Here is a 23,216-nt window from a genome sequence, read left to right as displayed (position 1 = left end):
CGGTGTCCGGAGGGGGACTTGAACCCCCACGCCCGTTAAGGGCACTAGCACCTCAAGCTAGCGCGTCTGCCATTCCGCCACCCGGACAGGTGGTGTCCGCACTCTCGTGCGCAACGACGGGCAACTGTAGCAGGCGATGACGGTTCGTCAAAGCGATGGCACAACGCCCCCGCGTGACATGTCACCTATCTGTGGCTAGGCTGGCCCCATGACAGCTCCCGTCCTCTACCTCTCCCACGGCGCTCCCCCGCTGGCCGACGACGCCACCTGGACCCGCCAGCTCGCCGAGTGGTCCTCCACCCTGGAGCGCCCCCGCAACATCCTCATGATCTCGGCCCACTGGGAAAACGCCCCGGTGACGGTCTCCTCCACCAGCGGCGCCCCGCTCACCTACGATTTCTGGGGCTTCCCGCGGAAGTACTACGAGGTGACCTACGACGCCCCGGCTGCCCCGGAGCTCGCCGCCTCGGTGGCCGGCGTCCTCTCCGGTCAGGGCGGGCCCGTCATGCAGGACCCGCACCGCGGCCTGGACCACGGCGCCTACGTCCCGCTCGTCGAGATGTTCCCCGCGGCCGACATCCCCGTCCTCCAGGTGTCGATGCCCACCCTGGACCCGCAGCAGCTCTTCGCGATGGGCCAGCGACTTGCTCCGCTGCGCGACGAGGGCACGCTCATCGTGGGCTCGGGCTTCACCACCCACAACCTCCGCTGGTTCAACCCCTCCCAGGGTCCCGACTACGCCGCCCCCACCGAATCGGCCGAGTTCGACGCCTGGGCCGCCGAGCACGTCTCCGCCGGCAACGTGGACGCCCTGCTCGACTGGGAGCACCGCGCCCCGGCGCCCGGTATCGCCCACCCCCGGGCCGAGCACTGGGCCCCGCTCTACGTCGCGCTGGGCGCCGCCTCGGTCAAGGGATCCCCGGCGGGTCAGACCGCCATCGACGGGTTCTGGTACGGGCTGAGCAAGCGGAGCTGGACCTTCAGCTGACCCTCGCTGTCACGGCGCCCAGGCCGGCGGGTCGCTGCGCCGCAGGGCGGGATCGTCAGCCTCGAAGGTGCGGATCGGCCCCGGTCCCGTGGTCGGCCCCTCGAAGCGCACCGTCACCCTCCCCAGCCCGCTGCCCCACACCCAGCCGGCGCCGTGCTCGGCGTGCACGACGTCCGCGCCCGTCGGCCAGGCCACCCGGCCCAGACGGGCGGCGTGGGACTCCTCGTCGTCCCACCCGACGGCCGCGTCGGTCTCGGACGACACGTCCGCCGTGTGGCTCTCCTGGCTCCCCGAGGTGACTCCCGGCCCGAGGTCGAGCGGCATGAGCTCCTGGCTGTGCTCGACGAAGCCGGAGACACTCACTCCCAGGAGACGTACCCCGTCCCCCACCCCGATGCCCAGCGCGAGCCGGACCGCCTGCTCGGTGATGAGCTCCGCCCGGTCCGTCCCATGGGCCAGGGTGGTGGAGCGCAGGTGGGTGGAGAAGTCGTGGCGCCGTAGCTTGACGCCCACGGTCCGACCGAACAGCCCGGCCTTCTCCAGCCGGGCGGCCACCCGGCGTGCCAGCAGCCCCAGCTCCGCGGTGACCTCCCGGACGTCCGTCAGGTCCTGGTGGAAGGTCTCCTCGGCCGAGACGCTCTTGGCCTCCCGGTGCGTGGTGACCTCCCGGCGATCGATCCCCCGGGCGAGATCGTGCACCCCGTGGCCGCTCGCCTCCCCGAGGATCGAGACGAGGTCCGGCAGGGCCATGCGGCGCAGGTCCGCGACCGTCACCGCCCCGAAGGTCCGGAGCTTCTCCGTGGTGGCCGGACCGACGCCGGGCAGGGCACGCATCGGGAGATCGGCCAGGAAGGCGGCCTCCTCCCCGGGCCAGATCACCCGCAGACCGTCCGGCTTGGACGCCTCGGAGGCCATCTTGGCCATCATCTTGCTCGACCCGACGCCCACGCTCGCGGTCAGGCCACCCGTGGCGCCGCGGACACCCGCCCGCAGGCGCTCGGCCAGGGCCTCCGCGTCCGCCCGGGACCATCCATCCACCGGCCAGTCCGGCGCCAGGTCGGCATAGGCCTCGTCGATGCTCACCTGCTCCACCACCGAGGAGAGCTCCCGGAGCACACCCAACGCGGCGCGGGAGGACCGGCGGTAGGCGTCGAACCGGCCGGACAGGAAGGCTGCGCCACCCGGGAGCTGCGCCCGCGCCTGCCACGCCGGCATGGCCGACCGCACCCCGTAGTGCCGGGCCTCGTAGCTGGCGGTGGAGACCACCCCGCGTCTCCCGGTCCCACCGACCACCACGGGGCGCCCCCGGAGGGAGGGCTTGTCCCGTTGCTCCACGGCGGCGAAGAAGGCGTCCAGGTCCACGTGGAGGACCGAGGCCGTGGCACGCATGGGAAGACCGTAGGGCACGGACCCGCCCGGCCCCCTCCCCGGGGCCGTCGGCCGGTACACGGTGCGGCACATGTCAGGATGACGACCGTGGTCCAGCAGAGCGCCACGTCTACTTCGACGTACCTGGAGGCTCTGTGCTGGATCGCGACCCGATGGTGCACCACGGTGTGGAACGACTCATCGTGGAGCACCTCCCCCTGGCACGCAGCGTGGGCCGCGCCTTCGCCCCCACCCCGGCCCTGGCGGACGACTGCGAGCAGGTGGCCTGCCTCGGCCTCGTCCTGGCCGCCCGCCGCTACGACCCGGCTCGGGGCGTTCCCTTCGGCGCGTTCGCCCGCCCCACGATGCTCGGCGAGCTCAAGCGCTATCTCCGCGACACCGGGTGGTGGGTGCGGCCACCGCGTCGTCTCCAGGAGCTGGCGCTGCAGGTGCGTGCCGCCGAGGAGCAGCTCCGCCAGGAGCTGGGCCGCGAGCCCGGTGAGGACGATCTCGTCGCGGCCCTCGGGGTGACCCCCTCCGAGCTCCGGGAGGCCCGGTCAGCCGCCCGCGGCATGGTGGCGGCGCCCGAGGAGGAGACGCACCACCACCCCGCTTCCGAGGCCGAGGAGGCCCTGACCCACGTCGACGACTGGGTCACCGTGCACCCCTTCATCAGCGCGCTGGAGCAGGAGGACCGGGAGATGCTCCACCTGCGCTACCTGGAGGGAGAGAGCCAGGAGTCCATCGCACAGCGACTCGGCATCTCCCAGCCGCAGGTCAGCCGCCGGATCCGGCGGGTCCTGGAGACCCTCCGTGGGCAGGTGTCCGGCTGAGTCAGCCGCGCTCGCGCTGCTGCTTGAGCTTCTCGAGGTGACGCCGGCGGCGCTCGCGGCGCTCGGCGGCATCCAGCGCGTCGGCCTCCTCGAGCGTGGGGGCGGTGCCGCCGAGGCGAGCCGGCTCCCACGCGCTCAGCTCGGGGGGCATCGGGCCGTGCTCGGCCTGGGCGGCGTGGAGCAGCTCGGTCATCCGCGCGTGCAGGACATCGGTCGTGGCCTGGGCGTCGGCATCCGGGGCCACCGGGATGGGCGCCCCGACGTGGATCGCCACGCGCGGGTTGGTGCGGCCCATCCGCTTCGGGAGGCCCTTGGTCCACTGGGTGTGCGGCCCCCAGGTGACGATCGGCAGCAGGGGGGCGCCGCTCGCGGCCGCCATGCGGGCCGCACCGGTCTTGAACGTCTTCAGCTCCCAGCTGCGGGAGATCGTGGCCTCCGGGTAGACCCCGACGAGCTCCCCCTCGCGCAGGGCCTTGACGGCCTCCTGGTACGCGGCGGCCCCGGCCTCCCGGTCCACGCGGATGTGCCCCATGTCGCGCAGGGCGGCACCGAGGACGGGCTGGTCGAAGAGCTCCTTCTTCGCCATGAAGCGCACCAGCCGACGTCGGTGGCGCACCGCCAGGCCGGCGTAGACGTAGTCGAGATAGCTGATGTGGTTGGCCGTGATGACCGCGGGGCCCTCGACGGGGACGTGCTCCTGCCCGGTGACGGTGATACGGGCGCCCTGGGCGGCGAGCAGTGTGCGGGCCAGGGGGATGACAGCGGAGTAGACCAGGCTCATGGGGGAAGGGTAGGCCCGCGGGGCCCCTCGCGCGCGGGGCAGCACCGCCGCGTCGCCCAGAGCCACGCTTCGGGCCGGACCCACCGCCCTCGTCCAGGATCACCGTCCACTCACGGTGGGAGTGCTGCAGAACGGTGATTCTGCGGCGAGGGCGGTGGGTCTCGGGCGAGCGGGTCGGGGTCCCGCCACGGGTGCGTACCGTGTCCGCCATGAGCGAGCCCCGCTGGCGCCCCGACGCGCAGCTCCCCCGCCGGACCGCCGTCCGCTACGTCACCCCGCTGCGCGAGGGCGGTTCCATGCCGGGCGTGGTCGAGGCCGACGATCTGGGCACCTATGTCATGAAGTTCCGGTCGGCGGGGCAGGGCGTGAAGGTGCTGGTGGCGGAGGTGATCGTCGGGGAGATCGCCCGGGCCCTGGGCCTGCCGGTGCCGGAGATGGTCGCCCTGGAGCTGCCCGAGGCACTGGCCCGCTACGAGCCCGACGAGGAGGTGCAGGACCTGCTCCGGGCCTCCATCGGGCTCAACCTGGGCACCGACTTCCTGCCCGGGGCCCACGGGTACGACGGCACCGCTCCCCCGACCCCCGAGACCGCCGCCCGGGTGCTCTGGCTGGACGCGTTCACCGCGAACATCGACCGCACCTGGAGCAACCCGAACCTCGTGCTCTGGCACGGCGAGCCGTGGCTCATCGACCACGGGGCCGCCCTCTACTTCCACCACACCTGGCCCTCCTCGGCCGCGGAGCACGCCCCCGAGCCGGCCCGCTTCGCCCACCAGGCCTTCGACGCGACCAGTCACGTCCTGGCGGCCGTGGTGCCCGCGGAGACCGGATCCATGGCGCGGGTGCACGACGAGCTCGCACCCGGCCTCGAGGAGGCCCTCCAGCGGGCGGTCGCCGCCGTGCCTACCGAGTGGCTGGAGACCACCGGGGGCATGCCCACCACCGACGCCGTGCGCGAGGCCTATCTCGCCGCCCTCACCGCCCGCCTCGCCGCCGCCGAGCACTGGTTGCCCGACGACGACTCCCTCGAGAGGGCCCGGCGCGGTGCCCGGGAGGGCCTCGCCGAGGCCCGCCGCTCGCTCGAGATGCAGCAGCGGCGCGCCATCCACCGGCACGGGGAGGAGCCCCGATGAGCGGACCGACCGTCGGTCTGGCCGGTGGGGGGCGCCGGGCGCTGCGACGCCCCACCCGTGTCGAGGGGGCCCCGGAGCTGCACGAGTACCAGTACGCGGTGATCCGGTGCGTACCCCGCCCCGAGCGGGCGGAGTTCTTCAACGTGGGCGTCGTGGTGCACTCGCGCTCCGCCGCGGTGCTCGACGTCGCGGTGCGCTGGCGCCCCGGCATCGCCACTGCGCTGGACCCGGCGCTCGATGCCGCAGCTGTGCAGCGCTTCCTCGTGACCATGGACCGGATCGCGCGCAGCGAGCCGGTGGTCGGAGGGCCCCCGGCAGAGGAGCTCCACACCCTGGCCAAGCGCTTCGGGTGGCTGGTGGCCCCCCGCTCGACCGTGGTGCAGACCTCCCCGGTGCACTCCGGGCTCTCCCGGGACCCCGCCCGGGAGTCGGCCCGGCTGCTGGAGCGCTACTGCGGCTGAATGGCGTACATCGCCACGGCGCTGGCAGCCGCCACGTTGAGGGAGTCCACTCCCCCGCTCATCGGGATCTGCACGGCCAGGTCGGCGGCATCCACCGTGCTGCGGGCCAGCCCGTCGCCCTCGGTCCCGAGCACGATGGCCAGCCGCTCCGGCGGGTCGGCCTGCAGCTCGCGCAGGCTGATCGCGTCGTCCGTGAGGGCCAGGGCCGCCACGGTGAACCCGGCCCCCTGAAGAGTGGCGACACCGGCCGGCCAGGGGTCGATCCGGGTCCACGGCACCTGGAAGACCGTCCCCATCGAGACGCGGACGCTGCGGCGGTACAGCGGGTCGGCGCAGCGCGGGGTGACCAGCACGGCATCGGCGCCCAGGGCGGCGGCGGAGCGGAAGATGGCGCCCACGTTGGTGTGGTCGACGACGTCCTCCACGACGACCACCCGCTGGGCGTCCCGGACGAGCTCGGTGACCTCGGGCAGCTCCGGGCGGTGCATGGCGGCCAACGCCCCCCGGTGGAGGTGGAACCCCGTCATCGACTCGGCCACCTGCGGCTCGGCGACGTACACCGGAGCACCGGCGGCCTCGACGTCCGCGACGAGCTCGGCCATGTCCTCCACCCAGCGGGGCGTGAGGAGCATCGACCGGGGCCGGTGTCCCACGGCCAGCGCCCGGCGGATGACCTTCTCCGACTCGGCCATGTACAGGCCCCGCTCGGGCTCCAGCCTGCGCCGCAGGTTCACGTCCGTGAGGCCGAAGTAGTCCTCGACGCGCGGGTCGGTGGGGTCGGTGAGCGGGATCGGCATCCGCCCATTCTCCCACCGGGTGGGGAGGAGCCCGCTCAGCGCAGGAGGTCCCAGAGGGCTACGACGCAGATGACCAGCACGACGCCGCGGAGCACCGCGGGAGGCAGGGTCCGACCGATGCGGGCCCCCACGAGACCGCCGAGGAGCGCGCCCACGGCGAGCACGCCGGCCACGGCCCAGTCGATGCTCCCCCGGGAGACCACCACGAACACGACGGCGCTGACCGCGTTGGACACCAGCGCCGTGAGATTCTTCAGCGCGTTCTGCTGCTGCAGCCCGGCCGAGGTGGTCAGCCCCATCACGGCCATGTACAGCACGCCTTGGGCCGCCCCGAAGTACCCGGAGTACACCCCCACCGCGCCCGCCCCGGGAACCAGCCATCCGGTGGCCCGCACGCGTTCCCCGACCCGCGTCTCGACGGAGGCGTCCGTGCTCGATCTCGTCCCCACGGACCGGGCCCGCGCCGCCAGCCGTCGCTTGACCATCGGCTGCGTGGCCACCAGCACGCCGGCCACGGCGATGAGCACCGGGACCACCGCGTCGAAGGCCTCCGCCGGCAGGACGAGCAGCAGGAGCGCCCCGGCGAGCCCGCCCACCGCGCTGGCGACCAGCAACCCCGGCAGGAGGTGCCGTGTCCCGGCCAGCTCCCGCCGGTAGCCCCAGGTCCCCGTCAGTCCCCCAGGGACGATGCCCAGCTTGCTCGTGATGTTCGCCTGCACCGGGGGCAGCCCCAGCCACACCAGGAGCGGGAAGGTCACCAGGGAGCCGGACCCCACGATCGTGTTGATCGTCCCGGCGAAGAGCCCGGCCAGCAGGACCAGACCCAGCTCGGCGGCACTCATGCCCAACTCACGGGATGTCGATGCCGGCCGGGTACGCCGCGCGGGCGGTCCAGCGCGGGCCGTGACGCTCCAGCACCACCTCGAGACCGAAGGTGGCCGAGAGGTTCTCCGCCGTGAGGGTGGTCTCCAGGGGGCCACCGGCCACCACGCGGCCCTCCCGGATCATGAGCACGTCGGTGAAGCCCGGGGGGATCTCCTCCACGTGGTGGGTGACCAGCACCATGGCCGGCGCGGCCAGGTCCTGCGCCAGGGTGCCGAGGCGTGCCACGAGGTCCTCGCGCCCCCCGAGGTCCAGCCCGGCCGCCGGCTCGTCGAGGAGCATGAGCTCCGGATCGGTCATGAGCGCCCGCGCGATCTGCACCCGCTTGCGCTCCCCCTCCGAGAGGGTCCCGAAACGGCGGCCGGCCAGGTGCTGCACGCCCAGGGCCTCCAGCAGGGCGTCGGCCCGTTCCTCGTCGGCGGACTCGTACTCCTCGCGCCAGCGGCCCACGACCGCCCACGAGGCCGTGACCACCACGTCCCGGACGGTCTCCCGGGCCGGGACCCGGTCGGCCAGCGCCGCCGAGGCCAGCCCGATCCGGGGACGGAGCTCGAAGACGTCCGTGGCCCCGAGGACCTCCCCGAGGATGGACACCGAGCCGGCGGTCGGGTGCATGCGGGCGGCCGCGAGCTGGAGCAGTGTGGTCTTGCCGGCACCGTTGGGGCCGAGCACCACCCAGCGCTCCCCCTCTTCGACCTCCCAGTCGATGCCGGAGAGCAGGTCGCGTCCGCCACGGCGGACGCCCACATCGGCCAGGGCCAGCACGTCGCTCATGGGTCAAGAGTCTAGGCGTGGCTGCGCACCCTCCCGGCCGGCAGGCACACTGTGCCGCGATGCCCACCTCCCTCCTGCCCCACCTCGGCCCGCCGGGCCTCCCCGTGGCAAGCTGCGCGGCCCTCTGGGCGACCGACGTGCTCGCCGGACGGACCCCACCGGAGGAGTGGCCCGACCGCCTGCCCGAGACCCTCGACGCGGTGACCCCGGAGCTGGCGGCACGGAGTCCCGAGCTGCTGGCCGCCTGGCGGGATCTCGGCGAGCACCAGGTGATCGCCGCCCTGCCGAGCCCCGGCCGCCCGGGTCTGGTCCCGCTGGGTCGCGCCCTGATCGAGGCCGGCTCCAGCGCGGCCGTCGGGGTGCTGGTCGCCCCCTCCCTCGGCGACGGGCTCGTGCTGCTCGCCTCGGAGTTCGGCACGTCGCAGGACGGTGGGGTGCTCCTGGACGCCGTCCGGGTGGACTGCCCGCCGGTCCCGGCCGCCCGGGTGGAGATGCACGACCGGCGCTCGGTCCAGCGCACCCTCACCGAGGCCCTGCGCGCCGGTACCGAGCACCTGGAGAGCATCGCCGCACCGCCGGTGTGGACCGGGGCGGGCGCCGGTGGCCTGTCCCCGTCGAGCGCCCCCGAGCTCCCCGCCGGCGTGCCCGGCGAGATGGTCGACCTGCTGGAGCGTGCGGCGGCCGTCGCCGCGGCCACCACCGCCGGGCTCGCCACGGCGAGCGCCAGCCTCGCCAGCACGACCGGCCGTGCCCGGTCCCTGAACCGCCTCCGCGACGCCGCCCTCGACGCCCTGGAGGGGGCCACCATGGCCGCCGGACGCAGCCTGCGCTGAGCCCCACCTACAGTGGAGGGCATGTCTCCGCGCCCCGGCACCGTCCCCGACCCCGGAGAGCAGGCCATCGGCGAGGTCCGCCGGCTCATGATCATCGGTGGCGCCGAGGACCGGCGGGACATGATGAAGGTGCTCCGTCGCTTCGCCTCCCTGGCCGGCGCCGAGGACGGCCACGTCGTGGTGATCCCCACCGCCTCGGCCTTCGAGTCCGAGGCGGGCGGGACCTACACGACCCTCTTCGAGCGTCTGGGGGCCGCGAGCACCGTCGTCGTCGCACCCTCCTCCCGGGAGGATGCGCACGACGCGCGCTGGGTGGAGGCCCTCGACCGGGCCACCGGCGTCTTCCTCACCGGCGGGAACCAGCTCAAGCTCAGCCAGTACCTCGTGGGGACCCCCACCGGGGAGGCGATCCTCCGGGCCCACGCCCGCGGAGCGGTCGTGGGAGGTACGTCGGCCGGGGCGTCCATCCTCAGCCGGCACATGATCTCGCTCGGGGAGGAGGGGCTCACCCCGCGTCAACGCACCGCCCAGGTCTCCCAGGGCCTCGGACTGGTGGAGGACGTCGTCCTCGACCAGCACTTCGACCAGCGCGGCCGCTACGGACGCCTCATGTCGGTGGTCGCCGTCTCCCCCGCCCTGTGGGGACTGGGGATCGACGAGGACACGGCCATCGAGCTCGTCGAGGGACGCTCGGCCACCGGGGAACGGATCCGCCGCTTCAGCGTCCACGGTGCCGGCGCCGTCTTCCTCGTCGACGCGGGCCGCGCCTACACCGACGCCCACGAGGCGGCCGACGGCGCGCCCCTGCTGCTCTCGGGGGCCGTGGTGCACACCCTGCCTGCCGGGGCCGTCTTCGACCTGGACGCCCACCGCCTCGCGCACTTCGTCGAGCAGCACGCGCAGGACGACATGATCTTCACCATCCGCCAGCAGGCCTCCGACATCGCCCGGCTCGAGCGGGCCATGGAGCGCGCTGCCACGCCCGACGAGGGAGACACCCCGTGAACGACCCCCGCAGCACCACCCGTGATCCGCAGGGGCCCGTCCCGGAGCTCACGATCGTCTCCACCCGCGTGTACCGCGGCCCGAACCTGTGGTCCTACGACCAGGCCATGCACCTCGTGGTGGACCTCGGGATCCTCGAGGAGTACCCGTCCTCGGCGATCGACGGCTTCACCGAGCGGCTGACCGGTCTGCTGCCCACGCTGGACAAGCACACCTGCTCCACCGGGCGCGAGGGCGGGTTCGTCGAGCGCCTCCACGAGGGCACCTGGATGGGGCACATCGCCGAGCACGTCGCCCTCGAGCTGCAGAACCTGGCCGGGCACCGGGTGACCCGGGGCAAGACCCGGTCCGTGCCCGGCCACCCGGGCCGCTACAACATGATCTATGCCTACTCCGAGGAGCGCCTGGGGCGGGCGGCCGGGGAGCTCGCCGTCCGCATCGTCAACCACTGCGTGGACCCCGTGGCGGCCCCCCTCGACTTCGAGGCCGAGCTGGACGACTTCCTCCGACTGGCCCAGCGCGTCGCCTTCGGCCCCTCCACCCAGGCGATCATCGACGAGGCCGAGTCCCGCGACATCCCCTGGCTCCGGCTCAACAGCGCCTCCTTCGTGCAGCTCGGGCAGGGCGTCCACGCCCAGCGCATCCGCGCCACGATGACCTCCCGCACCTCCGCCCTGGCCGTGGACGTGGCCGGCGACAAGTCGATGACCACCACGCTGCTGGCCGGGGCGGGCCTGCCGGTTCCCCGCTCGGGGACGACGCGTGACGCCGCGGAGGCGGTGGCTGTCGCCGAGCGCATCGGGTACCCGGTGGTCGTCAAGCCGCTCGACGGCAACCACGGGCGGGGGGTCCAGCTCGACCTCGCCGACGCCGCCGCGGTCCGGGACGCCTTCCCGCGCGCCGTCGCGCAGTCCCGCCGCGGGGTCGTCGTGGTGGAGTCCTACGTCCGGGGGAAGGACTACCGCTTCCTGGTCGTGGGCGGGCAGGTCGTCGCCGTCGCCGAGCGCGTCCCGGCCCAGGTGGTCGGGGACGGTCGCTCCACGATCGCCGAGCTCGTGGCCCGGGAGAACGAGGACCCGCGACGCGGGGTCGGTCACGAGAAGGTGCTGACCCGCATCGCCCTCGACGAGGCGGCCCTGGCCTACCTCTCCGAGCAGGGGTACACCCCGGAGTCGGTCCCCGAGGAGGGACTGGACGTGCCGCTGGTGCGCACCGGCAACATGTCCACCGGTGGCATCTCGATCGACCGCACCTGGGAGGTGCACCCCGACAATGTCGACATCGCCGAGGAGGCCGCCCGCATCGTCGGGCTGGACATCGCCGGCATCGACTTCATGAGCCCGGACATCACGCAGTCGGTCTCCGAGGTCGGTGGGGCGATCGTGGAGGTCAACGCCGCTCCCGGGTTCCGGATGCACACCCACCCCACCGAGGGCGAGCCGCAGTTCATCGCCAAGCCGGTCCTCGACCTGCTCTTCCCGCCCGGCTCCCCGGCGCGGGTGCCGATCGTCGCGGTGACCGGCACCAACGGGAAGACGACGACCGGCCGGATGATCGGCCACATCATGCGCGGCGCCGGCAAGCACGTCGGGCTCACGAGCACCGACGGGGTCGCCATCGACGAACGGCTCGTCATCAAGCGGGACGCCTCGGGGCCGAAGTCGGCCCGCACCGTGCTGCAGAACCCGCGCGTCGACTTCGCCGTCCTCGAGGTGGCGCGCGGCGGCATCCTGCGCGAGGGCCTGGGCTACGACAAGAACGACGTGGCCGTGGTGACCAACGTGACCGCCGACCACCTCGGCCTGGCCGGGATCGACACCGTGGAGCAGCTGGCACAGGTCAAGAGCGTCGTCGTCTCGGCCGTGCCCCGGTCCGGCACGGCGGTGCTCAACGCCGACGACCCGCTGGTCCGCGAGATGAGGCACCGGTGCCGCGGGCAGGTCATGTACTTCTCGCTGGCCGAGCCGGGCAGTCCCGAGCACCTCTTCGTGGAGAAGCGCCTCGGCCGCGGGGGCCGGGCGGTGCTCCTGGAGGCCACCCCCCGGGGTGAGCGGATCGTGCTCTGCGAGGGCAAGCGGCGGATGCCGCTGGCGTGGACGCACACCATCCCGGCCACCTACAACGGTGCGGCCCGGTTCAACGTGGCCAACGCCATGGCCGCCGCCGGCGCGGCCTGGGCCGCCGGGGCACCCCTGCACGACATCCGGGCGGGGCTGCGCTCCTTCGTCCCGGACAGCTATCTCTCCCCGGGACGCCTCAACCGCGTGGAGGTGCGCGGCGCCGAGGTCTTCGTCGACTACGCCCACAACCCGGCCGGGGTGGAGAGCCTGGGGCAGTTCGTGTCGGCCCGGGCCGAGCAGGCGGCCGCCGAGGGGCAGCAGGTGCGGCGCATCGGCGTGCTCGGCGCGACCGGGGACCGACGCGACGAGGACATCCGGGAGCTCGGCACCGTGGTGGCGCCCTGGTTCGACGTGGTCGTGGTGCGGGAGGACGACAACCTGCGCGGGCGACCCGCCGGTGAGTCCGCCCAGCTGGTGGCCGAGGCCCTGCGCGAGGCGGCCACCACGGGCGGCCACGGCACGGAGGTGCTCGTGGTGCCGGACGAGGAGGAGGCCTGCCGGCGGGCGCTCGACCTGGCCGAGCCCGGCGACGTCGTCGCGATGGCGGTGGACCAGGCCGCCGAGGTCATGCAGCTGCTGGAGGACTACACCCACCGCGCCCAGCCGAGCCCCCGCGCCGGGGTGCTCATGGTGCCGGACCCCGACCTGGCTTGAGCCCTCCTCAGACCAGCCGGCCGGTGAACTCCCAGTCCGCCGGGTGGGTGGAGTGGTGCAGCAGCCACTCCACCGCGTCGGTCGCCGCACGCTCGGGTCGGCCGGCATCCAAGGCCGTCAGGGCGGCCAACGCTGCCGCGGCGGCCGAGTCGTCGTAACGCTCGGTGAGCTCCCGTGCCCAGGTCGACGCCTCCGCGACGCGGCCCCCGGCCCGGGCCGCCATCGCCCGTTCCATGAGGGCCACGAAGCGCTGCGGCTCCCGCAGCCCCAGGCCCAGGGCCTCCTCGTGCGTCGCGATCGCCTGGTCCGCCTCCCCGGCGGCGTCCAGGGCCCGGGCGAGCTCGAAGCGGACCCGGGCGTCCCCGGGGCGGGACGCGACGAGCTCCCGCAGGCCGGACACCCGCTCGGGGGTGGGTCCCTCCGCCAGGGCCGTGAAGCAGGCGTCGAGCTCGTGCTGACCCCGGGAGCGCTTCACGAGCCGAGCGACCTCCTCGGCCGAGAGCTCCTCGGCCCCGTGCTCGTCGAGCCAGGCCAGGTCCTCGTCGCGGCGGTCGTGCACGGTGAAGGCCAGGACGTCACCGTCCCGCAGCATCTCCGTGACCCCGGCCAGCGCGGCCACCTCGTCCGGCCAGGTGGCGGTGGGCACCTGGCCGACGCTGGCCAGCCCGGTGCGCAGGTGGTCGAAGACCTCCTCCACCTCGCGGCCCCGCAGATAGTGGTCCTTGGACACCAGGTGGGTCCGGTCGGCGCCGCGTCCCGCGACGACCCCCATCGCCTCGAGGATCTCGTCGGTCCGGTCCCCCAGCCCACCCAGGGTCAGGTGCACCTCCGACCCGGGCAGGACGAGCCCCCGCGCCACCTCCAGCAGTGTCTCGACGCCGGCTTCGTTGTGCGCGAGGTCGCAGACGATCGTGGCCTCACCGTCCGGGACGCGCCACCGGAAGGTGTTCATGCGGGCCGGGTTGTGGTGCCGGTCCGGTTGGAAGGTGCGCAGCCCGGCGGCGACCTCCTCGCGGCTGAGGCCGAGACCGATCGCCGCCGCGGCGGCGGCGAGCACGTTGGCCACGTTCGGCCGGGAGAGACCGCCCAGGGTCATGGGGACCTCGGCCAGCGGCACGACGTGGCGCGGGTCCCCCACCCCGGTGATCATCGCCACCGACTCGTCGAGCACGGTCATGGCCCGCCCTCCGCCCTCCACCGCGGCCCGCAGGGCGGGGTTCGCGGGGTCAAGGCTGAAGGCCCAGACCTGGCCGGTGGCCCGGTGGCGCATGTCCCACACCCGGGGGTCGTCGGCGTTGAGGACCACCCAGCCGCTGGGACGGGTCACCCGGGTGATGATCCCCTTGACCTCGGCGAGCTGGTCGAGGGTGTTGATCCCGTGGCTCCCCAGGTGGTCGGCGGAGACGTTCGTGACCACCGAGACGTCATTGGAGCGCACCCCCATCCCCTTCTGGAGCAGCCCGCCCCGTGCGGTCTCCAGGATGCCGACCTCCACCTCCGGACCCTCCAGCGCCAGCCGGGCGCCGGAGGGTCCGGAGTAGTCGCCCCTCACCAGCCACTCGCCCTGTCGCAGCACCCCGTCGGTGGACGACCAGGCGGCGGTGCGTCCGGCCTCCATCGCGATGTGCGCCAGGAGACGGGTGGTGGTGGTCTTCCCGTTGGTCCCGGTCACCGAGACCACCGGGACCTTCGGCCGGAAGGCCACCGGCTCCGCGCCCGGGTCGGCGGCGAGCACCTGGCGCGCCGCCTGCTCCAGCTGCTCCTCGAAGCGCTCCGGGTCGGCCCACATCGCCTCCAGCAGCGGTCCGATCGCCCGCCCCATGGCCTCCCCGGTCCCCCGCCGCCACCACCGGAAGGCGACGGTGATGTCGGCCGGGTCGTCCCCGGTGCGTCCCCGGGCGGTGATCTCCCCCAGTCCCACCTCCCGGCCGAGGGCCCGGATGACCCGGCGCGCCAGACGGACGAGGAAGCGGGATCGCTGCTGCGTCCCGGGGCGCCCCGGGACGGTGCGCGGGAGGCCGAGGAGCTCGGCCACCCGCAGGCACTCGGCGCGCTCGGCTTCGGCCATGCCCTCCACCCGGAGCATCACCTTCACCGCCGGGCGCGTGTAGTACAGGTTCGGCCCCTCCAGGAGGCGGACCTCCGACACGGCCACGGTGGGTGCAGTCATGCCCCGCAGCCTAGGGCCGCGGGGCACGTGCTGCGTGCAGGTGCCGGACGAATCACTGACCGGTGGAGTGCACTCCACCGTCGACGTGGACGATCTCACCGGTGGTCGCCGGGAACCAGTCGGAGAACAGGGCGACGCAGGCACGGGCGGCCGGCTCGGAGAGCGAAACCGACCAGCCCAGCGGGGCGCGGGTGTCCCAGTTGTCCTCGAAGGCTTGGAAGCCCGGGATGGACTTGGCGGCGGTGGTGCGGATCGGGCCGGCGGCCACCAGGTTGCAGCGGATGCCCTCCGGGCCCAGGTCGCGGGCGAGGTAGCGGTTCACCGACTCGAAGGCCGCCTTGGCCACGCCCATCCAGTCGTAGACCGGCCAAGCGTAGCGCGCGTCGAAGGTCATGCCGACCACGGCCGAGCCCTCGCCCATCAGCGGCTTGGCGGCCACGGCCAGGGACTTCAGCGAGTAGCTGGAGATCTGGATGGCGGTGGAGACCTCCTCCCAGGTGGCCTCGAGGAAGTTGAAGGCTCCCTCGGGGGCGAAGCCGATGGAGTGCATCACGCCGTCGAGGCGGTCGGTGTGCTCTCGGAGACGGTCCGCGAGGCTGTCCAGCTGCTCCTGATCGGTGACGTCGAGCTCGACCACGACCGGCTCCACCGGGAGGCGGCGGGCCATGGCCTGGGTGAGCTTCATCCCGCGGCCGAACCCGGTGAGGATCACGCTCGCACCCTGCTGCTGGCACAGGCGCGCCACGTGGAAGGCGATGGAGGACTCCATGAGGACACCGGTGACCAGGATGGTCTTGCCCTCGAGCAGGCCGGCGCCGGTGGGGGGCTGCTCCATCGCGCCGGTGCTCTGACGAGTGGGGGCGTTCTCGGTCATCGGGTCCTCCTGGTGGGTGGTGTGCGGGGAACTCTGCTGGTGGGGTGCTGCGGCTGCCGGGACGAGTCTGTCAGTGGCCCATGCCCAGGCCGCCGTCGACCGGGATGACGGCCCCGGAGACGTAGCCCGCGCCGTCCGAGGCCAGGAAGGCCACGGCCTGGGCGACCTCCTCCGGCTCGGCGAAACGGCCGGCGGGGATCGACTGCAGGTACTGGTCCTGGCGTTCCTGCGGCAGGGCGTCGGTCATGTCCGTCCGGACGAAGCCGGGAGCGACCACGTTGGTGGTGATCCCCCGGCCGCCGAGCTCGCGGGTCAGCGCACGGGCCAGGCCCACCAGACCGGCCTTGGAGGCGGCGTAGTTGGCCTGCCCCGGGGTGCCGTAGAGACCCACCACTGAGCCGATGAGGATGACGCGGCCGAAGCGCCCCCGGATCATGTCCTTCTGGGCGGCGCGGACGCAGCGGAAGGCCCCGTGGAGGTTCGTGTCCAGGACGCTCGCGAAGTCCTCGTCCTTCATCCGCATGGACAGCCCGTCGGCGGTGATGCCGGCGTTGGCCACGAGGACCTCGACGCCGCCACCGAGGAGCTCCCCGGCCTGCTTGACCGCGGCGTCGACCGAGGCGGAGTCGGTGACATCGCAGGCCACGGCGCGCAGCCCCTCGGGGGCCTCGCCGCTGCGCGAGGTGACGACCACCTCGTGCCCCTCGGCGACAAGGTGGCGGGCGACCGCCAGACCGATGCCGCGGTTGCCGCCGGTGACCAGGACGCGTCGTGAGCTGCTCATCGTCGGCACCGTAGTGCGTGGCCCCTACCCTGTCCTCTTGCTCGGTGCGCTACGTCACACGCACCCGGGGCGGGCTCGTCTACGACCGCCGGGCGTAGACTCGGGGCCCTCATGGCACACACCCGCAGGACCCCGGACCAGCCGGTCGCCTCCGTCACCTCGGCCGCCCCCTCGGCCTCCGTCGACCGGGACCGGCGCCTGCGGGTCTACCTGTGGCAGATGGGTATCCGGATCCTCGCCTTCCCCGTCGGCGCCTGGCTGGTCTACAAGGGCACCTGGGTCTGGTTCGGGGTGGCCCTCCTGCTCTTCGCGGCCTTCATCCCCTACATCGCCGTGGTGCTGGCCAACGCCCGGCAGGCCCCGCCCGCCGGGCAGGGTGGTCAGTTCGTGGCCGGCCGGGAGGAGCTGCTGGCCCCCACGGCAGGCGGGGACGAGGACGAGCCCGTGGTGCTGGTCGGGGAGCTCGCGGAGGACGACCGTGCTGGGTGACTCCCCCACGCCCGGACGCCCCACCCGGCATCTCGTGTGCAGCGCCACCGGGTGCCGTGCCACGCCCCCGCACGCCCTGGTCTGGAACAACCCGCGCGTCCACGCCCCCGAGCGTCGCAAGGTCTGGCTGGCGTGCGACGAGCACCGGGAGCGGCTCACCAGCTTCCTGGACCTGCGGGGCTTCCTGCGCGAGGCCATCCCCTGTGACGACCTGACCGAGGAGGACGGCTGATGCGGCCGGTGTGGAAGTGGGTGGGCGGGCTGCTGCTCGCCCTGCTGGTCATGGCCGCCTGCTGGCGGCTGGGCCTGTGGCAGTGGCACCGGCACGAGGCCAAGTCCGCGGCGGTCGAGCGGATCGAGACCCACCGCGACTCCGACCCCGTGCCCTACACCGAGCTGGTGCGCCCCGACGGCAGCTGGACCTACGAGGACGAGTGGACCCCGACGCGGCTGACCGGACGCTACCTGGTGGAGGACCAGGTGCTCGTGCGCAACCGCCCCCATTTCGGCGGGGCCTCGAAGTCCGCCTACGGCTACGAGGTGCTCGTGCCCTTCGAGCCCGAGCAGGGGCCGACGATCGTCGTGAACCGGGGCTGGGTGGCCAATGCCAACGACGCCGAGACCCTCCCCGAGGTGCCCGCTGCCCCGGCCGGCACCGTGGAGCTGACCGCTTGGTTGCGCCCCAGCGAGCCCTCCCGCGACCGTGACCTGCCGAAGGGGCAGATCGCGATGGTGAGCACGGCCGAGATGGAGGACGAGACCGGCCTGGAGCTCGCCGAGCCGCTGCTGCTGCTCCAGGAGGACGGCGCCCAGGAGCGCCCCACCCCGCTGGACCCGCCGGACACCGACCTTGGGCCCCACCAGGCCTACGCGGTCCAGTGGTGGCTGGCCATGCTCTTCCCGCCCGGCCTGTGGATCTTCGCCCTGCGCAACGCGCGCCGCAGGGCCGCTCAGGCCGACGGGCGGGTCGCCCCGAAGCCCAAGAAGGTCCGGATCTGGGACGAGGAGGACGGCTGAGCCTCAGGCGAGGGTGACGAGCTCCAGGTAGCTGGTGTTCCACAGGTCCTCGATGCCGTCGGGCAGCAGGAGGATCCGCTCGGGGTTGAGCGCCTCCACGGCCCCCTCGTCGTGGCTCACCAGGACCACCGCGCCCTCGTAGTGCGCCAGGGCGTCGAGGATCTCGGCCCGGCTGGCGGGGTCGAGGTTGTTGGTGGGCTCGTCGAGGAGCAGCACGTTGGCCCCCGAGACCACGAGCATGGCCAGGCTCAGCCGGGTCTTCTCGCCACCGGAGAGCACGCCGGCGGGCTTGTCGACGTCGTCGCCGCTGAAGAGGAAGGAGCCGAGCACCTTCCGGACGCCGGTCTCGTCGAGCTCCGGGGCGCTGGACTTCATGTTTTCCAGCACCGTCCGGTCGGTGTCCAGGTTCTCGTGCTCCTGCGCGTAGTAGCCCACCTTGAGGCCATGCCCGGGCTCGATGGTGCCGGTGTCGGGGGTGTCGACGCCGGCGAGCATGCGCAGCAGGGTGGTCTTGCCGGCACCGTTGAGGCCCAGGACGACCACCTTGGACCCGCGGTCGATCGCGAGGTCGACATCGGTGAAGATCTCCAGGGAGCCGTAGCTGCGGGAGAGCCCGGAGGCCATGAGCGGCGTCTTGCCACAGGGCGCGGGGGTGGGGAAGCGCAGGGCGGCCACCTTGTCGGTCTGCCGCTCCCCCTCCACCCCGGAGAGCATCCGGTCGGCCCGCTTGAGCATGTTCTGCGCGGCGGTGGCCTTGGTGGCCTTGGCCCGCATCTTCTCCGCCTGGGAGCGCAGCGCCTCGGCCTTCTTGGTGGCGTTCGTCAGCTCCCGCTTTCGGCGGTGCTCGTCGAGTTCGCGCTGCTTGAGATAGGCCTTCCAGCCCAGGGCGTACTGGTCGAGCTGGCTGCGGTTGGCGTCCAGGTGGAAGACCTTGTTCACCACCGCATCGAGGAGGTCGACGTCGTGACTGATGACGATGAGGCCGCCGGCGTAGCTCTTGAGGTGGTCGCGCAGCCAGGCGATGGAGTCGGCGTCGAGGTGGTTGGTGGGCTCGTCGAGCAGGAGGGTCTCGGCGTCGGAGAAGAGGATGCGGGCCAGCTCGATGCGGCGGCGCTGCCCGCCGGAGAGGGTCTCGAGGCGCTGGTCGAGGATGCGCGTCTCCAGGCCCAGGGCGCTGGCGATCGTCGCCGCCTCGGACTCGGCGGTGTAGCCGCCGGCGGTCTCGAACTCGTTGGTGGCGCGCTCGTAGCGGCGCATCGCCTTGTCGCGGACGGCCGGGTCGTCGGAGCCCATCTCCTCCTCGGCCTTCTGTCGCCGGCGGACGATGTCGCCCAGGCCGCGGGCGGAGAGGATGCGCTCCCGGCCGGTGACGTGCAGGTCGCCGGTGCGGGGGTCCTGCGGCAGGTAGCCGACCGGGTTGGAGGAGTGGACCGACCCGGCGGCGGGCAGTCCTTCCCCGGCGAGCACCTTGGTCATCGTGGTCTTGCCGGCACCGTTGCGACCCACCAGGCCGATGCGGTCACCGGCCTGCACGCGGAACGAGGTGGGCTCGAGGAGCAGGCGGGGGCCGGCTCGCAGCTCGAGGCCGTCGACGGTGATCACGTGGGGTACTCCTGGGTTCGGGGGCGCTCCGCAGGAACGGTGTGCTGGAGCGGAGGGCCGACCGTGGGCACCGCTCTGGGCACCCGGGGTCGGCAGCACCTCAGTCTACGGGTGGCCCACGCCGCCAACCACCGAGTTGCGCGCCGGTCCGCATCTCATCTGCAAGGGGTGTACCGGGAGCCACCGGTTGCCCCTGGTGCTGCGGGTGCCCGGCCTGCCTAGGCTGCGTCCCATGGTCGACCTCACCGCCTCCGACGCCCGTACCGTCTGCCTGCTCGAGGGGGTGAGCGACGTCGCCGCCGTCCGGACCCTCATGGACTCCCAGGGCATCGACCCCTCCCCCGTCCAGCTCGTGAGCCTCGACGGCGCGACGAACGTCGGACGGGTGCTCCAGGAGATCCGGCTCCTGCGGGGCGACGTGGACGTGGTCGGCCTGGTGGACCAGAACGAGGCGCACGCTGCGGTGAAGGCCCTCACCGCCGACGGCCTCCCGGTCCAGGACGCCACCGATCTGCCGATGTACGGCTTCTTCGTCTGCTCCTCCGATCTCGAGGACGAGCTCCTCCGGGCGTTGGGCCCCGAGCGGGCGCGCGACGCGCTGGTCGACGCGGGCCTCGGCGGCAAGCTCGAGGCGCTCCAGAACCAGGCGCCGTGGGACGAGCGCCCGCTCGCCGAGCAGCTCCACCGCTTCTGCGGAGCCGCCTCGGGCCGCAAGGAGCGCGCCGCCGGGATCCTCGCCGGGGCACTGGCGAAGGACGAGGTGCCCGAGCCGCTGGCGATGCTGCTGGACCGGCTCCGCTGGGCCTGAGCCCCCTCCCCCCCCCGGCGACGACGGGGCGGGCCGGACCCGAAGGTCCGACCCGCCCCGCTGCTGCCGGTGGCTCGCGGCCGCCGGCGCTGGGTCAGCCGATGAAGAGCTTGCTCGCCTTCTCCAGGGTCACCCACAGGCCGTAGGCCAGCGGACCCACGACGCAGGCCCAGGCGAGCACGATGAGCACCGGCGAGGTGGTGCCGCGCGCGGCCGCCATGGAGCCGTCACGCAGGGCGGCCTCGTTCTCGGCGACCTTCTGCGCCGCGGCACGGGCGGCCTCGTGGTCCGAGTGGCGCTCGGCCACCGGGCGCACCAGGAGGTTGGCGATGAACCCGACGGCCAACACACCGACCATCGTGAACAGCGCCGGGCGGTAGTCGCCGGCGGTCATCGTGCCCGGCTCACCGGCGGCGTCGAGCACGGTGTTGATGATCAGCGGCCCGGCCACGCCGGCCGCCGCCCAGGCGGTGAGCAGACGACCGTGGATGGCGCCGACCTCGAGGGTGCCGAAGAGGTCCTTGAGATAGGCCGGGATGGTCGCGAATCCACCGCCGTAGAAGGAGAGGATGACCAGGGCCAGGCCCACGAACACCACGGTGGAGCTCTGGCCGATGGTGGCCAGCAGGGCGTAGGCGGCCAGGCCGACACCGAGGTAGATCGTGTAGATCGGCTTGCGGCCGATGGAGTCGGACAGGGTGGACCAGGCGAAGCGTCCGGCCATGTTGGCCAGCGAGAGCACACCCACGAATCCACCGGCGGCCGCGGCAGTCACGCTCGAGAGGCCGTCGTTCTCACGGAAGAAGTCCTGGATCATCGGAGCCGCCTGCTCCAGGATGCCGATGCCGGCGGTCACGTTGCAGAACAGGATCGTCCACAGCAGCCAGAACTGCGGGGTGCGGATGGCGGTCGCGGCGCGCACCTGCACACCGTTCTTGGCCGGGGAGTGCGCGGCACCCTCGTCGGAGCCGTGGCCCTGCGGCAGGCGCATGAGGGCCACACCGACGAGCATGAGGAAGAGGTAGATCGCACCGAGGGTGAGGAAGGTCATCCACAGGGCGTCGGCACTGGCCACGGCACCCTTGGTGGTCGGGTCGAAGCTCGAGTCGTAGGCGGCCATGAGGCGGTTCGACAGCGGCGAGGCGAACAGGGCGCCACCCCCGAAGCCCATGATGGCCATGCCGGTGGCCAGGCCCGGTCGGTCCGGGAACCACTTCATGAGCGTGGACACCGGCGAGATGTAACCGATGCCCAGTCCGATGCCACCGATCACGCCGTAGCCCAGGTAGAGCAGCCACAGCTGGTTGGTGGCGATGCCGAGGGCGCCCACGACGAAGCCGGTGACCCAGCAGAGGGTGGCGACGAACATGGCCCGGCGGGGGCCGTTCTTCTCGACCCAGGTGCCGAAGAGCGCGGCCGAGAGGCCGAGGACGACGATGGCCAGGGAGAAGATCCACGCGATGGCGGTCTGGCTGGAGCCGAAGCGCTCCACGAGGGAGGTCTTGAAGACCGAGAAGCCGTAGACCTGGCCGATGGCCAGGTGCACCGCGAGAGCGGCCGGGGGGATGAGCCACTTGCTGTAGCCCGGAGGGGCGACGGATTCGGCCTTGCCGAGGAATGCCATGGGATCTCCTGCGTGAAGGATGTGAGGGGCCTGAAGGGTGCGGAGGTGCGCAGCATGACACGCCACGGACCAGCAGGTCGGCGGACACGACGGATCGATGCCGAGATGTACTCTGCCAAGTACCCTCTCTGCCCGACTCCCCGTGAGGACCTGAGCACACCATGACCTTCAATGACAATGCACGCCTGGACACCTCGCAGGTCTCCAGCGGCCGCGGTGGCGGCGGCATGGGCCGCGGCGCCGCCGTGGGTGGCGGTGGCCTGGGTGGCCTCCTGCTCCTGCTGCTCGTGTACATGTTCGGCGGCGGCGACATGCTGACCGGTGGTGGCGGCGGCCAGCAGCAGGACCCGTGGAGCTTCGGTAGCGGCTACGAGGCCGCGGGCGACACCGGCGAGTTCGGCAACGGCGAGGGTGACTTCTCCCACTGCCAGACCGGTGCGGACGCCAACGAGCACACCGACTGCCGCGTCATCGGCACGGTGAACTCGGTCCAGGACTACTGGGAGGAGGCGCTCCCGAAGAGCATCAACCCCAGCAAGGAGTACCGCCCGTCCACGACGGTCATCTACTCCGGTCAGACCCAGAGCCAGTGCGGCACCGCCTCGAACGCGGTCGGCCCGTTCTACTGCCCGGTGGACGAGAAGATCTTCATCGACCCGGCCTTCTTCTCCGAGCTCGACAAGTTCGGCGTGGAGAACCCCGAGGAGAAGAACCTTGCGCAGATGTACATCGTGGCCCACGAGTACGGCCACCACGTGCAGAACATCCTCGGTTACCTGCAGTACTCCCAGCAGGACCCGCAGGGTGCCGAGTCCGGCGCCGTGCGCGTCGAGCTCATGGCCGACTGCCTCGCCGGCGTGTGGGTGAAGAACGCCGACAGCACCCAGGACGCCGACGGCAACACGCTCATCCAGAAGGTCACCCAGGAGCAGATCAACCAGGCCCTGGAGGCCGCTGCCGCCGTGGGTGACGACAACATCCAGCAGCGCTCCGGGCGGGGCGTCAACCCGGACTCCTTCACGCACGGCTCCTCCGAGCAGCGCCAGAAGTGGTTCATGGCCGGCTACGAGGGCGGCAACGCGAAGTCCTGCGACACCTTCCGCTCGCAGAACCTCTGAGTCCTGCCCGACCGCCACACGCGGTCACCCGAAGGGGCCCCAACGGCACCGGCCGGCGGGGCCTCTTCGTCTGCCGACACGCACCCGCTGCAGGGCCGCCG

The 23,216-nt window shown here is 72.9% G+C and carries 22 protein-coding genes and 1 tRNA gene; 12 read left to right on the top strand and 11 right to left on the bottom strand.

Annotated elements, in window-relative coordinates:
- Positions 1-3 precede the first annotated feature (3 nt).
- Positions 4-87 (bottom strand) — tRNA-Leu (locus CFT82_RS00645).
- Positions 88-208: 121 nt separating this feature from the next.
- Between CFT82_RS00645 and CFT82_RS00640 the strand changes: the two genes are divergently transcribed.
- Positions 209-988: a dioxygenase family protein gene (locus CFT82_RS00640; protein ID WP_088817182.1), complete on the top strand. Its 780-nt coding sequence runs from the start codon at positions 209-211 to the stop codon at positions 986-988.
- 9 nt (positions 989-997) lie between these two features.
- Here CFT82_RS00640 and CFT82_RS00635 read toward each other — a convergent pair whose 3' ends face one another.
- Positions 998-2,377 (bottom strand): DNA polymerase IV, encoded by a 1,380-nt coding sequence (locus CFT82_RS00635; protein WP_088817181.1) that lies wholly within the window; start codon positions 2,375-2,377, stop codon positions 998-1,000.
- 134 nt (positions 2,378-2,511) lie between these two features.
- On the opposite strand from CFT82_RS00635, the gene CFT82_RS00630 reads away from it, so the two are divergent.
- Positions 2,512-3,189 carry a sigma-70 family RNA polymerase sigma factor gene (locus tag CFT82_RS00630; protein ID WP_088817180.1) on the top strand — a complete coding sequence of 226 codons (678 nt, stop codon included), beginning with the start codon at positions 2,512-2,514 and terminating at the stop codon, positions 3,187-3,189.
- A 1-nt stretch (position 3,190) separates the two neighbouring features.
- Here CFT82_RS00630 and CFT82_RS00625 read toward each other — a convergent pair whose 3' ends face one another.
- A complete protein-coding gene (locus tag CFT82_RS00625; RefSeq protein ID WP_088817179.1) occupies positions 3,191-3,970 on the bottom strand; it encodes a lysophospholipid acyltransferase family protein in 780 nt (259 codons plus the stop codon).
- Between the two features lie 209 nt (positions 3,971-4,179).
- Here CFT82_RS00625 and CFT82_RS00620 point away from each other — a divergent pair, with 209 nt between their 5' ends.
- Positions 4,180-5,103 (top strand): HipA family kinase, encoded by a 924-nt coding sequence (locus CFT82_RS00620; protein WP_088818248.1) that lies wholly within the window; start codon positions 4,180-4,182, stop codon positions 5,101-5,103.
- Positions 5,100-5,564 (top strand): DUF3037 domain-containing protein, encoded by a 465-nt coding sequence (locus CFT82_RS00615; RefSeq protein ID WP_088817178.1) that lies wholly within the window; start codon positions 5,100-5,102, stop codon positions 5,562-5,564. Before CFT82_RS00620 ends, CFT82_RS00615 begins: the two co-directional genes overlap by 4 nt.
- Here CFT82_RS00615 and CFT82_RS00610 read toward each other — a convergent pair.
- From CFT82_RS00610 to CFT82_RS00600, 3 genes are read right to left on the bottom strand one after another with little or no spacing between them, the layout of a single operon-like run.
- Positions 5,552-6,361, bottom strand: a complete 810-nt coding sequence (locus CFT82_RS00610) for a TrmH family RNA methyltransferase (RefSeq protein ID WP_088817177.1) — start codon at positions 6,359-6,361, stop codon at positions 5,552-5,554. The genes CFT82_RS00615 and CFT82_RS00610 overlap by 13 nt on opposite strands.
- A 35-nt stretch (positions 6,362-6,396) precedes the next feature.
- Positions 6,397-7,203 carry a sulfite exporter TauE/SafE family protein gene (locus CFT82_RS00605; RefSeq protein ID WP_088817176.1) on the bottom strand — a complete coding sequence of 269 codons (807 nt, stop codon included), beginning with the start codon at positions 7,201-7,203 and terminating at the stop codon, positions 6,397-6,399.
- Between the two features lie 7 nt (positions 7,204-7,210).
- Positions 7,211-8,017, bottom strand: a complete 807-nt coding sequence (locus CFT82_RS00600; protein WP_088817175.1) for an ABC transporter ATP-binding protein — start codon at positions 8,015-8,017, stop codon at positions 7,211-7,213.
- 59 nt (positions 8,018-8,076) lie between these two features.
- On the opposite strand from CFT82_RS00600, the gene CFT82_RS00595 reads away from it, so the two are divergent.
- The 3 genes from CFT82_RS00595 to cphA are packed head-to-tail and all read left to right on the top strand — an operon-like array spanning position 8,077 to position 12,629.
- On the top strand, positions 8,077-8,850 hold the full coding sequence (locus CFT82_RS00595) for a hypothetical protein (protein ID WP_088817174.1): 774 nt from the start codon (positions 8,077-8,079) through the stop codon (positions 8,848-8,850).
- Between the two features lie 21 nt (positions 8,851-8,871).
- Positions 8,872-9,855 (top strand): cyanophycinase, encoded by a 984-nt coding sequence (locus CFT82_RS00590; protein ID WP_088817173.1) that lies wholly within the window; start codon positions 8,872-8,874, stop codon positions 9,853-9,855.
- Positions 9,852-12,629: a cyanophycin synthetase gene (gene cphA / locus CFT82_RS00585; protein WP_088817172.1), complete on the top strand. Its 2,778-nt coding sequence runs from the start codon at positions 9,852-9,854 to the stop codon at positions 12,627-12,629. The genes CFT82_RS00590 and cphA overlap by 4 nt, the downstream gene beginning before the upstream one ends.
- 7 nt (positions 12,630-12,636) lie before the next feature.
- Here cphA and CFT82_RS00580 read toward each other — a convergent pair whose 3' ends face one another.
- From CFT82_RS00580 to fabG, 3 genes are all read right to left on the bottom strand, one after another.
- Complete coding sequence (locus CFT82_RS00580) at positions 12,637-14,799, bottom strand: tetratricopeptide repeat protein (RefSeq protein WP_088817171.1); 2,163 nt, start codon at positions 14,797-14,799, stop codon at positions 12,637-12,639.
- Between the two features lie 52 nt (positions 14,800-14,851).
- A complete protein-coding gene (fabI, locus tag CFT82_RS00575; RefSeq protein WP_088818247.1) occupies positions 14,852-15,634 on the bottom strand; it encodes an enoyl-ACP reductase FabI in 783 nt (260 codons plus the stop codon).
- 109 nt (positions 15,635-15,743) lie between these two features.
- A complete protein-coding gene (gene fabG / locus CFT82_RS00570) occupies positions 15,744-16,457 on the bottom strand; it encodes a 3-oxoacyl-ACP reductase FabG (RefSeq protein WP_088817170.1) in 714 nt (237 codons plus the stop codon).
- A gap of 111 nt (positions 16,458-16,568) precedes the next feature.
- Here fabG and CFT82_RS00565 point away from each other — a divergent pair, with 111 nt between their 5' ends.
- Genes CFT82_RS00565 through CFT82_RS00555 form a run of 3 tightly spaced genes read left to right on the top strand, consistent with a single transcriptional unit; the run spans position 16,569 to position 17,963 of the window.
- Complete coding sequence (locus tag CFT82_RS00565) at positions 16,569-16,946, top strand: DUF3099 domain-containing protein (RefSeq protein ID WP_088817169.1); 378 nt, start codon at positions 16,569-16,571, stop codon at positions 16,944-16,946.
- Positions 16,936-17,178: a hypothetical protein gene (locus CFT82_RS00560; protein WP_234994207.1), complete on the top strand. Its 243-nt coding sequence runs from the start codon at positions 16,936-16,938 to the stop codon at positions 17,176-17,178. Before CFT82_RS00565 ends, CFT82_RS00560 begins: the two co-directional genes overlap by 11 nt.
- Positions 17,178-17,963 (top strand): SURF1 family cytochrome oxidase biogenesis protein, encoded by a 786-nt coding sequence (locus CFT82_RS00555; protein ID WP_088817168.1) that lies wholly within the window; start codon positions 17,178-17,180, stop codon positions 17,961-17,963. The genes CFT82_RS00560 and CFT82_RS00555 overlap by 1 nt, the downstream gene beginning before the upstream one ends.
- Positions 17,964-17,966: 3 nt before the next feature.
- Here CFT82_RS00555 and CFT82_RS00550 read toward each other — a convergent pair whose 3' ends face one another.
- Positions 17,967-19,565: an ABC-F family ATP-binding cassette domain-containing protein gene (locus CFT82_RS00550; protein WP_088817167.1), complete on the bottom strand. Its 1,599-nt coding sequence runs from the start codon at positions 19,563-19,565 to the stop codon at positions 17,967-17,969.
- A 232-nt stretch (positions 19,566-19,797) separates the two neighbouring features.
- On the opposite strand from CFT82_RS00550, the gene CFT82_RS00545 reads away from it, so the two are divergent.
- The gene (locus CFT82_RS00545; RefSeq protein ID WP_088817166.1) at positions 19,798-20,373 is read left to right on the top strand and encodes a substrate-binding domain-containing protein; all 576 of its coding nucleotides are present in this window, start codon (positions 19,798-19,800) and stop codon (positions 20,371-20,373) included.
- Between the two features lie 94 nt (positions 20,374-20,467).
- Here CFT82_RS00545 and CFT82_RS00540 read toward each other — a convergent pair whose 3' ends face one another.
- Positions 20,468-21,997 (bottom strand): OFA family MFS transporter, encoded by a 1,530-nt coding sequence (locus tag CFT82_RS00540; protein ID WP_088817165.1) that lies wholly within the window; start codon positions 21,995-21,997, stop codon positions 20,468-20,470.
- Between the two features lie 161 nt (positions 21,998-22,158).
- Between CFT82_RS00540 and ypfJ the strand changes: the two genes are divergently transcribed.
- Positions 22,159-23,115, top strand: a complete 957-nt coding sequence (ypfJ, locus tag CFT82_RS00535) for a KPN_02809 family neutral zinc metallopeptidase (protein ID WP_088817164.1) — start codon at positions 22,159-22,161, stop codon at positions 23,113-23,115.
- The last annotated feature ends 101 nt before the right edge of the window (positions 23,116-23,216 follow it).

The sequence above is a fragment of the Kytococcus aerolatus genome, from assembly GCF_900187395.1.
Lineage (GTDB): Bacteria > Actinomycetota > Actinomycetes > Actinomycetales > Dermatophilaceae > Kytococcus > Kytococcus aerolatus.
The sequence above is the reverse complement of the archived record's forward strand: the minus strand, read 5'-3'. Positions and strand labels throughout refer to the sequence as shown.